Origin of the sequence: uncultured Photobacterium sp. (assembly GCF_947039875.1) — a bacterium.
GTDB lineage: Bacteria > Pseudomonadota > Gammaproteobacteria > Enterobacterales > Vibrionaceae > Photobacterium.
Genome location: NZ_CAMRAN010000014.1, coordinates 65,795 through 76,427 on the forward strand (window position 1 = coordinate 65,795; position 10,633 = coordinate 76,427).

General features: G+C 40.2%; 12 protein-coding genes. 9 read left to right on the plus strand and 3 right to left on the minus strand.

The genetic code is table 11. The features are described from left to right. Positions 1 to 29: 29 nt before the first annotated feature. The 6 genes from Q0V26_RS07210 to Q0V26_RS07235 all read left to right on the plus strand — a co-directional run bounded on the left by Q0V26_RS07210 (position 30) and on the right by Q0V26_RS07235 (position 6,232). Entirely contained in the window at positions 30 to 398 is a 369-nt protein-coding gene (locus Q0V26_RS07210; RefSeq protein WP_297479949.1) for a YacL family protein, read from the plus strand. 191 nt (positions 399 to 589) lie between these two features. After that, positions 590 to 928, plus strand: a complete 339-nt coding sequence (locus Q0V26_RS07215; RefSeq protein WP_297479952.1) for a P-II family nitrogen regulator — start codon at positions 590 to 592, stop codon at positions 926 to 928. Positions 929 to 978: 50 nt separating this feature from the next. Next, positions 979 to 2,208, plus strand: a complete 1,230-nt coding sequence (locus Q0V26_RS07220) for an ammonium transporter (RefSeq protein WP_297479953.1) — start codon at positions 979 to 981, stop codon at positions 2,206 to 2,208. 174 nt (positions 2,209 to 2,382) lie between these two features. After that, complete coding sequence (locus Q0V26_RS07225; RefSeq protein ID WP_297479955.1) at positions 2,383 to 3,396, plus strand: Fe(3+) ABC transporter substrate-binding protein; 1,014 nt, start codon at positions 2,383 to 2,385, stop codon at positions 3,394 to 3,396. A gap of 170 nt (positions 3,397 to 3,566) precedes the next feature. Next, entirely contained in the window at positions 3,567 to 5,195 is a 1,629-nt protein-coding gene (locus Q0V26_RS07230; RefSeq protein WP_297479957.1) for an iron ABC transporter permease, read from the plus strand. Further along, positions 5,195 to 6,232, plus strand: coding sequence for an ABC transporter ATP-binding protein (locus Q0V26_RS07235; RefSeq protein WP_297479959.1), 1,038 nt, complete (start codon positions 5,195 to 5,197; stop codon positions 6,230 to 6,232). Before Q0V26_RS07230 ends, Q0V26_RS07235 begins: the two co-directional genes overlap by 1 nt. Positions 6,233 to 6,284: 52 nt before the next feature. Here Q0V26_RS07235 and Q0V26_RS07240 read toward each other — a convergent pair whose 3' ends face one another. Beyond that, entirely contained in the window at positions 6,285 to 6,893 is a 609-nt protein-coding gene (locus tag Q0V26_RS07240; RefSeq protein WP_297479962.1) for a TetR/AcrR family transcriptional regulator, read from the minus strand. A 225-nt stretch (positions 6,894 to 7,118) separates the two neighbouring features. Here Q0V26_RS07240 and hpt point away from each other — a divergent pair, with 225 nt between their 5' ends. Continuing rightward, on the plus strand, positions 7,119 to 7,652 hold the full coding sequence (hpt, locus tag Q0V26_RS07245) for a hypoxanthine phosphoribosyltransferase (RefSeq protein WP_297479964.1): 534 nt from the start codon (positions 7,119 to 7,121) through the stop codon (positions 7,650 to 7,652). A gap of 49 nt (positions 7,653 to 7,701) precedes the next feature. On the opposite strand, the gene can is transcribed toward hpt, so the two are convergent. Continuing rightward, a complete protein-coding gene (can, locus tag Q0V26_RS07250; protein WP_297479967.1) occupies positions 7,702 to 8,397 on the minus strand; it encodes a carbonate dehydratase in 696 nt (231 codons plus the stop codon). Positions 8,398 to 8,515: 118 nt separating this feature from the next. On the opposite strand from can, the gene Q0V26_RS07255 reads away from it, so the two are divergent. Both Q0V26_RS07255 and Q0V26_RS07260 read left to right on the plus strand, forming a co-directional pair. Continuing rightward, the gene (locus Q0V26_RS07255) at positions 8,516 to 9,454 is read left to right on the plus strand and encodes an ABC transporter ATP-binding protein (RefSeq protein WP_297479969.1); all 939 of its coding nucleotides are present in this window, start codon (positions 8,516 to 8,518) and stop codon (positions 9,452 to 9,454) included. After that, entirely contained in the window at positions 9,451 to 10,221 is a 771-nt protein-coding gene (locus tag Q0V26_RS07260; protein ID WP_297479972.1) for an ABC transporter permease, read from the plus strand. Before Q0V26_RS07255 ends, Q0V26_RS07260 begins: the two co-directional genes overlap by 4 nt. A gap of 100 nt (positions 10,222 to 10,321) precedes the next feature. Here the strand turns inward: Q0V26_RS07260 and Q0V26_RS07265 are convergent. Next, positions 10,322 to 10,633, minus strand: a 312-nt coding sequence (locus Q0V26_RS07265; protein ID WP_297479975.1) for a pantoate--beta-alanine ligase, incomplete at its 5' end; no start/stop codon positions are given.

Genomic DNA, 10,633 nt, shown 5'->3' on the forward strand with positions numbered 1-10,633 from the left:
AAGATGATCAGAGATGGGGTACTAAAGGTATGGATTACGAATTTAAAAAAAATACCTTGGACGGTAGTTATCATGCCATTTTTTCAATGGGCCATGAGGTATTAGGCCATTGGATCATTGACGAGCTTGGCAAGGATGTCGAAAAAATAGATATGGTAATAGATCAACTTAGTGCATTGAAAAATAGCACCAAAGAATGGCGATTAGCGGGTGATGAACTGACGTTATGCTTACAAGATAACGAAGCTTTAGTTCAAGCTAACTGTCTGTTTTCTGAAGAAGATGAAGATTTTGAAGAAGATTTTCATTTTTATGATGAAGAAAGTATGTCGGTGTGTGGTTTTGAAGATTTAGCGCAAGCATTAGGAGCTTGGCGAGCATTTGTGACCCGTTTTTAATCAGGTTATTTATCAGTAGCCGTTAGATGCTATATTACAGTGAAAAGGCTGCACCTATATGGTGCGGCCTTTTTTTGTTTATGGTGATTTGTTTTTTCATTTCTTTATTAAACAGTGAGTTAAATAGTTGGCACGATGATTGTTTGTTGTTTAATCATAATGGGGAATACATTGAAAGTAAGGAGCAAATCATGAAAATAATTAATGCGATTATCAAACCCTTTAAATTAGATGATGTGCGCGAAGCATTGGCAGTTGTCGGTGTTGAAGGAATGACAGTATCAGAAGTAAAAGGATTTGGGCGTCAAAAAGGCCATACCGAATTATACCGTGGCGCTGAATACCAAGTTGATTTTCTACCTAAAGTAAAATTAGAAATCGCGACTCAGGCAGAAAATTTGGATGATATTGTTGATGCTATCAGCAAGGCTGCACAAACAGGAAAAATCGGTGATGGCAAAATATTTGTTTATGATCTTGAACATGCAGTACGTATTCGAACAGGAGAAGTAGACAGAGAAGCACTTTAGTCGCAGCATGGATATAGGATCATAAACACAGGTATAAAGGGAAGGTTACCATGGAATTATCAACGACAGTAATTGAATTACGCTACGCACTCGATACATTTTTCTTTTTGATTTCAGGTGCATTAGTGATGTGGATGGCAGCAGGTTTTGCCATGTTAGAAGCAGGTTTAGTCCGTTCAAAAAATACTACTGAAATACTCACCAAGAACTTTTGTTTATACGCCATTGCGTGTACGACATTTTTATTAGTCGGCTATAACATCATGTATGTCGATAACAGCGGCGGTGGTTGGTTACCCTCATTTGGCGCATTAATTGGTACTCAAGCTGAAGGCGCAGATCACTCTTTAGAATCCGATTTCTTTTTTCAGGTCGTCTTTGTTGCTACCGCAATGTCAGTAGTATCAGGCGCGGTTGCTGAGCGTATGAAGTTGTGGTCATTTTTATTATTTTCAGTGGTGTTAACTGGTTTTATTTATCCGGTTGAAGGTTATTGGACATGGGGCGGTGGTTTCCTTTCTGAAGCGGGTTTTAGTGACTTTGCTGGTTCTGGTATCGTTCATATGGCAGGTGCTGCTGCAGCATTAGCAGGTGTATTACTGCTTGGCGCTCGAAAGGGCAAATACGGTAAAAATGGTGAGGTACACCCGATACCGGGGTCAAACATGCCTTTAGCTACTGTCGGTACATTTATTCTATGGTTTGGTTGGTTTGGCTTTAACGGTGGTTCACAGTTAATGCTGTCTGATTTTGAGAATGCGACCGCTGTTGGACAAATATTTTTAAACACTAATGCTGCCGCTGCTGCTGGTGCGATTATTGCACTTGCGGTGTGTAAAATCTTATGGGGTAAAGCTGACCTTACTATGATTCTTAACGGCGCATTGGCCGGCTTGGTTGCCATTACTGCTGACCCATTATCACCATCACCATTAGCTGCCGTTGCGATTGGTGGTGTTGCTGGCGCATTAGTGGTGTTTAGTATTATTGGCTTTGATAAAGTAAAAGTGGATGATCCGGTGGGAGCGATTTCTGTTCATGGAGTGTGTGGTTTATTTGGCTTAATGATGGTGCCGTTAAGTAATTCAGATGCTGCATTTATGACTCAGCTATTTGGTGCTGCGGTTATCTTTAGCTGGGTATTTGGTGCAAGCTTAGTGGTATGGGGAATATTGAAATTCACTATTGGTATTCGTGTCAGTGAAGATGAAGAGCTTGAAGGTATGGATTCACATGATTGTGGTGTTGATGCTTATCCCGAGTTTGTCAGTGTAAAATAGCAATAACAACTGCATTTAAGTGCTATTAAAGTTTAAAAAACGTCATCCTTCGCGATGGCGTTTTTTTGTAATGAAGTGTTACAGCTCGATTGTGTTCAAAGATGAAAGCCGTATAATCTGCATTAATCTAAGTGAGAAACATTATCATTACATTTTGCATTAAGGGATTTAGCAATGAAAAAACTTTTAGCTACCGCTGTTTTCTTCGGTTTGACCGCACCTCAAATCGCGACAGCGGCGGAAGAAGTCAATGTCTACTCATACCGCCAGCCTTTCCTTGTTGAGCCAATGTTTAATGAGTTCACCAAAGAGACGGGTATTAAGGTTAACGTTAAGTTTGCTAAAGAAGGCATTGCTGAAAAACTCCAGCAAGAAGGTGAGTACAGTCCTGCGGATGTGGTACTGACAACCGATATTAGCCGTTTAGTGGAATTGTCGGATAAAAAGTTGGTTCAGCCTGTTGATAGCAAAGTTATTGATACGAATATTCCGGCACAATTTCGTGATAATGAAGATGAGTGGTTTGCACTAACACTGCGTTCTCGTAATGTTTATTCATCAAAAGATCGCGTCGGTAAATTACCCGCATCTTTTGATTACAGTGATTTAGCTAAGCCTGAATGGAAAGGTAAACTTTGTACGCGTTCAGGAAAGCACCCGTATAACGTTTCACTTGTTTCAGCGATGATTGCGCATAATGGTGAAGCGGCAACTAAAACTTGGCTTGAAGGTGTGAAAGCGAATTTAGCACGTAAGCCTCAAGGTAATGACCGTGGTCAAGTACAAGCGGTGAAAGAAGGTTTATGTGATATCGCCATTGGTAACAGCTACTACCTAGGCAAAATGGTTAACGATCCAAACCAAAAAGTATGGGCAGAAGCGGTTGAAATTAACTTTCCAGGCCAACAAGGTAACGGTACTCACGTTAATGTCAGCGGTATGGCAATGGCGAAGTATGCGCCAAATAAAAATAACGCGCTTAAATTAATGGAATTTTTAACGACCACCACTGCACAACAAATGTATGCTGAAGTGAACTATGAGTACCCAGTTAAAGCGGGTGTTAAGCGTTCAGAGCTAGTGGCATCATGGGGTGATTTTAAAGCTGATGATGTGTCGTTAGACCAAGTAGCGCAATATCATAAAGCGGCGATTAAATTGCTTGATGAAGTGAAGTTTGATCTGTAATTAGTTACAAAATAAATGGGGTGTAAAGCCCCATTTTTCAGTTTAACTTAGTCTCTTTTGCAATAAGTTGTGGTAGCTTCTCATGCTTACTTTCAGTGAGTGAATTTACTGATGAAGAGGCTTGATATTGCGGGCTTAAATATATTGAAAAACGTACTAAGTAGTAGTAAATGAAAGAAAAGTTTTTATTTTGGCGGGTTAACAGTTGGTTGTTTGGCTCGCTGTTAGTGTTGCCTATTATCGCTATATTTATTACCGCCATGGGTAATTCAGATCAGGTGTTTTCACACTTGATGAATACAGTGATGTCTACCTACGCGTTAAATACCCTTGGGCTGGTGGTTGGTACGGTGTTACTTACCTTAGTTTTTGGGCTTCCAAGTGCATGGTTAATGGCGATGTGCCGTTTACCGGGCGAAAAAATACTTCAATGGGCACTTATTTTACCCCTCGCAATGCCTGGTTATATCGTCGGCTACCTTTACACCCATTGGTTTGATTATGCAGGTCCAATTCAAATTTGGTTGCGTGACTTTTTTGGTTGGCAGCATGTTAGCGATTACTGGTTCCCTGACTTACGCTCATTATGGGGCGCATGTTTTGTCTTAGCGCTGGTGTTATATCCGTATGTGTATTTATTAGTCCGTGCCACGTTCATGGAGCAAAGTAATAACCTGCTTCAATCAGCACGACTATTAGGTTGTTCACCTTGGCAAAGTTTTCGTCGAATTTCATTACCACTAGCGCGTCCTGCGATTGCTGTTGGCGTGTCATTAGTAGCAATGGAAGCCTTGGGTGATTTTGGTACCGTGAGTTATTTTGCTTTAAATACCCTCACGACAGCGGTATACGATACTTGGCTTGGCTATTCTAATCTCAATGCTGCCGCTAAAATTTCTGCAATTATGTTGATGGTTATTTTTTTACTGATCAGTAGCGAGCGTTTTAGTCGTCGTAAGCAAAAAATGTTTCAACAACAATGTGGTAATGATAGCCATACTAAATATCAATTAAGTGGCTGGAAAAAATGGCTGGCTGTTGGTTGGTGCTGGGGGTTAGTTGGATGTGCCTTTATTTTACCGATGGTGCAATTAGGCTCTTACGCCATTGATTATTTCTCAGTAAGTTGGACGGCACAATTTAAAACCTACAGTTTTAATAGCTTAGTGGTGTCATTGGTGGCCGCAATAGTCGCCGTGTGTCTTGCTTTGATGGTTAATTTTTATCAACGTTTAGATGGCCGTAATATCAGTATTGTACCGATGCGATTAGCGTCATTAGGTTATGCTGTCCCCGGTACCGTATTAGCGATTGGCGTGATGATCCCTTTAACCAGCGCTGATCACTTAGTAAATGATATCGCTCGCAGTTTAGATTTGGGACGTCCAGGGCTGATTTTTTCAGGGTCAATGTTTGCGATTATTTTTGCATTTGTGGTGCGTTTTGCTGCGGTGGCTATTGGTAGTATTGAAAGTAGTTTAGTTAAAATTCCACCATCGTTAGATATGGCCGCGAAAACTATGGGTTATGCATCGACGCCAATGTTACGCAAAGTGCATTTACCTTTGATTCGTCGTGGATGTCTAATTGCGGGCTTATTAGTATTTATCGAATCAATGAAAGAGTTGAATGCGGCAATATTATTACGGCCGTTTAATTTTGAAACCTTAGCCACTTATGTGTTTAATTTCGCTTCTGACGAACAGTTAGAAGTTGCTGCTTTCCCTGCCATTTTATTAGTTATTGTTGGCTTGATTCCGCTGGTTATGGTTAACCGTTCTTTGGAGCAAAAACACTGATGAAACATGCATTATCTGTCACTGATTTAAGCTGTTGTTACCATGGGGTGCCGATATTACAAGATTTATCATTGTCAGTTGAACGGGGTGAGATCGTGTGTTTGCTTGGCGCGAGTGGTTGTGGCAAAACAACCTTATTAAAAGCCATCGCAGGACTATTACCACTTACCAATGGCTGCATGGCAATCAATGATCGTACCATTGTGGATCAGCAATTATGTTTACCTGCAGAGCAACGTAATATAGGGATGATCTTTCAAGATTATGCGTTATTTCCTCATTTAACGGTGGCGGAAAATATTGCGTTTGGCCTGCGGCATTGGGATAAACAGCGAGTGATTGCCAAGATTAAGCAGATGCTAGAATTGGTACATTTAACGGAGCTTGATGATCGTTATCCGCACCAATTATCAGGAGGTCAACAACAGCGGGTTGCGATTGCACGGGCATTAGCCAATGAACCGGATTTAATTTTATTGGATGAGCCGTTTTCTAATATTGATACTCAAGTACGTCATAGCTTGATTCGTGATATTCGCCAAATATTTAAAGATCAAGGTGTTACTGCTATTTTTGTCACTCATAGTCGCGAAGAAGCGTTTGCTTTTGCCGATAAAATGGCGGTAATGAACCACGGTGTGATTGAGCAATTTGGCACAGCGACTGAACTTTACTATCAACCAAGTAGTCGTTTTGTGGCTGAATTTTTAGGTGTCGGCTCATATCTACCAGCAACGGTGACAGTAAATCAACAATTACTGACGCCATTTGGTGAGCAAACATGCGCGGCTAAGCCACCATTGATGGCTGGTACGGATGTGGATTGGTTATTACGACCACAACATTTGACTGTGATGCCAGAAACTGAAGGTAGTGCGGTGATAATTGAACAGCAGTTCATGGGGGATAGTTGTCGTTATATCGTTGAATTTGAAGGGCATAAATTAGCGATTAATTCTAATTTATTATTAAATGTCGGTCAGCGAGTAACGGTTAATGTGACCCCACATTCTGCGGTTATATTTGCTCAAGCATAAATAAATCAAGGCTTGTGAGAGCAAGCCTTGATTGTTTGTATCAGCTATTTATTTAGTTTTTCTGGGTAAGCACTTGCAGATAAGTTTGTGCTTGTTCACGTAAAATATCTTGATCTGGGTGCTGATTTGCTTGCATGTAAATCACATAACATATGCCATGTAGCATTTTAGCTAAGTTCTCAGGGCTTTGATTTGGCGTGATTTCGCCGTTATCGATTGCTTGAGAAAAGGCATGCTGCACTTGCTTGAGGTTCTTTTTGTTACTTTCAATAAATTGAGGCCATACTTCATCACGTACGGATGTACTCCATTCAAACCATACTTTGATCCAATCTTGTTGTTCTAGTACGGTATCAATCAAGTTATTAGTGATGCAAGTTAAGCATGCATGTAGTGCTTTATTGGGGGCACCAATACATTCGGTGAGCAAGTCATTAAATTGAGTTGAAACTTCCATTAATACTTGTTCAACCAATGCTTCTCGGGTTGGAAAATAGTTAAAAACAGTCGCCACTGATACATTTGCCATTTCTGCAATATCGGCATGACCTGCGCGACCAATACCGCGACGAGAGAAAACTTCAATTGAGTAATCAAGTAGTTGTTGCTTCCTTTTTTCTGGAGATAAGCGTGTACGTGGTTTCTTGGTAATCGTATCCATAATTATTAATTCCCTAGCCTGTTTGTATTTGCTTTATTTATGTTTATTTTTTATACATAAACACTACAACAGCAACTGAGTTGATTCAAACTGAACTATCAATAAGTGTTTCGGATTTTGGACACTATTGATTAAATAACGCTTAAGATGAATGAATGCTACAATAACGACCTTTGGAATATATAGCCTTAGTCGGCTAACGCGGTCGCGTTGATGGAGAATAAAATGAAGCACACAATCGAAGTAATGATTTCTGAGCAGGACGTCCAGGAACGCATCAAAGAGCTAGGGAAGCAGATCACGGAACATTATAAAGACTCGACAGACCTAGTTATGGTTGGCTTACTACGTGGCTCATTTGTCTTTATGGCAGATTTAGCACGTGCTATTGAGATCCCCCATGAAGTTGATTTCATGACTGCATCAAGTTACGGCAATACCATGCAAAGTAATCGTGATGTGCGTATTTTGAAAGACTTAGATGACGATATCAAAGGCAAAGATGTGTTATTGGTGGAAGATATTATCGATACCGGTAATACCTTAAGTAAAGTGTGTGAAATTCTATCGTTACGTGAACCAAAATCAATCAGCATCTGTACGCTATTAGATAAACCAGAACGTCGTGAAGTTGATGTGAAAGTTGATTGGTATGGCTTTATTATTCCAGATGAATTCGTGGTGGGTGTCGGCATCGATTACGCTCAAAAATATCGCCACTTACCGTTCATTGGTAAAGTTATTCCAGCGACAGAATAAAAACAAAAAAAGCGATCACCAATTAGGTGGTCGCTTTTTTTTATGATTGTTACTTATTGTTTTCTAGTTGCGTTTGATGTAGCACTAATTGCTTTTCAAGCGGCGGTAATAAAGATGACATCGCTGCTTGATAAGTAATTTCAAGACTTTCACGACTGGTCGCTGTTACGCCCAAATCTTTTAAAATGCCGTTACTGGTACCGTAAATCCAACCATGAATTTTGACATCTTGGCCACGCTCCCATGCTTGTTGCATGATAGTGGAATTACCGAGATGATAAACCTGAGAAGCAACATTAATCTCACATAGTTTGTCATCCCACTTGTCACGCGGTAGGCTACCAAGATCTGAACGGTGTTTAAGGTACAGATCACGAATGTGTAATAACCAGTTATTGATAAGCCCTAACGGTGGATTTTCGATGGCGGCAGTGACACCACCGCAGCCATAGTGGCCACAGATGATAATATGCTTAACTTTAAGTACATCGACCGCGTACTGAACGACGGATAAGCAATTTAAATCGGTATGGATAACTTGGTTGGCAACATTACGGTGTACGAATAATTCACCGGAGGTTAAACCGGTTAGGCGTTCAGCTGGAACTCGACTGTCAGAACAGCCAATCCAAAGATATTGCGGATGTTGTGCTTCTGCGAGGTGAGAAAAAAATTCCGGATCTTCATCCTTAATGTTTTCTGACCACGAGAGATTGTTTGCGAAGAGCTGCTTTATATCTGCCATGATAATGCCTTATATTAATATGTTCCTTACTATACACAAGCTGCGCTGATAGCAAATCGGATTAGTTGTTAGTGTTTTTCCACTAACCTATAAATATTTAACAGAAAGATTGCATATAATGAACGCTTTAGAAATAAAAAATGTAAGCAAAACTTACAAAGGTGGCGTCAAGGCGCTAAAAAATATGAGTCTCAATGTCGAGCAAGGGGACTTTTTTGCTTTGCTTGGGCCGAATGGTGCAGGTAAATCAACCACCATCGGGATTATTAGCTCGCTGGTTAATAAAAGCTCGGGATCCGTGAGTATTTTTGGTTATGACTTAGATACTCAAAAAGTGGATGCTAAAAATCAGCTTGGCTTAGTGCCACAAGAATTTAATTTTAACCCTTTTGAAACCGTTGAGCAGATTGTTGTTAATCAGGCGGGTTTTTATGGGGTTGAACGGACGTTAGCAAAACAACGGGCGCAAAAATATTTAACTCAATTAGATTTATGGGGTAAACGTCATGATCGTGCCCGTAACCTTTCTGGTGGTATGAAACGTCGATTAATGATTGCACGTGCATTAATGCATGAGCCAAAATTGTTGATTTTAGATGAACCTACCGCTGGGGTTGATATTGAATTACGTCGCTCAATGTGGACGTTTTTACAACGTATTAATCGAGAAGGGGTGACGATTATTTTAACCACGCATTACCTTGAAGAAGCCGAAATGTTGTGTCGCAATATCGGTATTATTAATCATGGTGAGTTAGTTGAGCATACCTCAATGAAAGCCTTATTGAGTCAGCTTGAATTAGAAACCTTTATTTTAGATATTGATGCCACAACAGACACACCAACCCTTGCGATGGGTGAGTGTCGATTGATAGACAGTAATACTCTTGAAGTCGACCTTAATAAAGGCGATGACTTAAACCGTGTCTTTAGTGCCTTAACGGCTCAAGGTATTATGGTGCGTTCAATGCGAAATAAGAGCAACCGTTTAGAAGAGCTATTTGTAAAACTAGTTAATACAGATCGACCTTCTTCTGTGGCAGGTAATAAAGAATGAAAAAACAATATTGGATTGCATTTAAAAGTTTAATTACCAAAGAAATTCATCGATTTACTCGAATTTGGGTGCAAACGTTGGTACCGCCAGCGATTACGATGACGCTGTATTTTATTATCTTTGGTAATTTGATTGGGCAGCGCATTGGTGACATGGAAGGCTTTAGCTACATGGAATACATTGTGCCCGGACTGATTATGATGTCGGTGATCACTAACTCTTATTCTAATGTTGCCTCCTCTTTTTTTAGTGCCAAATTTCAACATAACATCGAAGAGTTACTCGTTGCACCAGTACCTAACTATATCATTATTGCTGGTTATGTTGGCGGTGGTGTGCTGCGTGGTTTGGGTGTCGGTTTGATTGTTTCTGTGGTGTCATTGTTGTTTGTTTCACTCAATATTGCTCATCTATGGGTGATCATTGCAACGGTAGTGATGACATCGATTGTGTTCTCATTGGGTGGATTAATTAATGCTATTTTTGCGCGTACTTTTGATGATATCAGTATTATTCCAACCTTTGTGTTAACCCCATTAACGTATCTTGGTGGTGTGTTCTATTCAATTAATCTATTGCCTGAAGTGTGGCAAATGGTGTCAAAGGTCAATCCGATTGTGTATATGGTCAATGCCTTTAGATATGGTTTTTTAGGGGTATCTGATGTTGGTATTGGTACGTCATTTGCAGTATTAAGTGTGTTTGTTATTGCGCTTTATGGCGTGGCTTATTATCTGATTTCGCGTGGTATTGGTTTACGTTCATAAGCCGATATATCATGAACATAAGTTATCGAACAAACAAGAGTTAAAAAATACCGCCCGTTAATGGTTAACGAGCGGTATTTTTTTAGTCAGCCTTTAGCGATTAATTAGCTTCAGCGACGTCTTCTTCAACACTCACTGCAGGGGATAAGTCTACGACTTGATTGTCGATTAAACGTGCTTTACCTAATTGTGCTGACATTAGAATAACTGCTTGTTGGGTAGTGTCAGTAATCGGTAACAAAGTTACTGCATCACGAATAAAGCTTTTATCTGGTTGCAAGCCTGCAGCACGGAGTTGATCGTTAGCATCAACAATTAATTCGTCATAGTCATTACGACCACCACGCATTTGGCTGCTGATCCAACGCATTGTACGGGCTAAAACAGGTGCACGTTGGCGTTCATCAACGGT

Coding starts and splice junctions, on each gene's coding strand:
- can (WP_297479967.1), bottom strand. CDS start 8,397: ATGGCAGATATAAAGCAGCTCTTCGCAAACAATCTCTCGTGGTCAGAA.
- Q0V26_RS07230 (WP_297479957.1), top strand. CDS start 3,567: ATGAAAGAAAAGTTTTTATTTTGGCGGGTTAACAGTTGGTTGTTTGGC.
- Q0V26_RS07255 (WP_297479969.1), top strand. CDS start 8,516: ATGAACGCTTTAGAAATAAAAAATGTAAGCAAAACTTACAAAGGTGGC.
- Q0V26_RS07215 (WP_297479952.1), top strand. CDS start 590: ATGAAAATAATTAATGCGATTATCAAACCCTTTAAATTAGATGATGTG.
- Q0V26_RS07235 (WP_297479959.1), top strand. CDS start 5,195: ATGAAACATGCATTATCTGTCACTGATTTAAGCTGTTGTTACCATGGG.
- Q0V26_RS07220 (WP_297479953.1), top strand. CDS start 979: ATGGAATTATCAACGACAGTAATTGAATTACGCTACGCACTCGATACA.
- Q0V26_RS07225 (WP_297479955.1), top strand. CDS start 2,383: ATGAAAAAACTTTTAGCTACCGCTGTTTTCTTCGGTTTGACCGCACCT.
- Q0V26_RS07210 (WP_297479949.1), top strand. CDS start 30: ATGGATTACGAATTTAAAAAAAATACCTTGGACGGTAGTTATCATGCC.
- hpt (WP_297479964.1), top strand. CDS start 7,119: ATGAAGCACACAATCGAAGTAATGATTTCTGAGCAGGACGTCCAGGAA.
- Q0V26_RS07260 (WP_297479972.1), top strand. CDS start 9,451: ATGAAAAAACAATATTGGATTGCATTTAAAAGTTTAATTACCAAAGAA.
- Q0V26_RS07240 (WP_297479962.1), bottom strand. CDS start 6,893: ATGGATACGATTACCAAGAAACCACGTACACGCTTATCTCCAGAAAAA.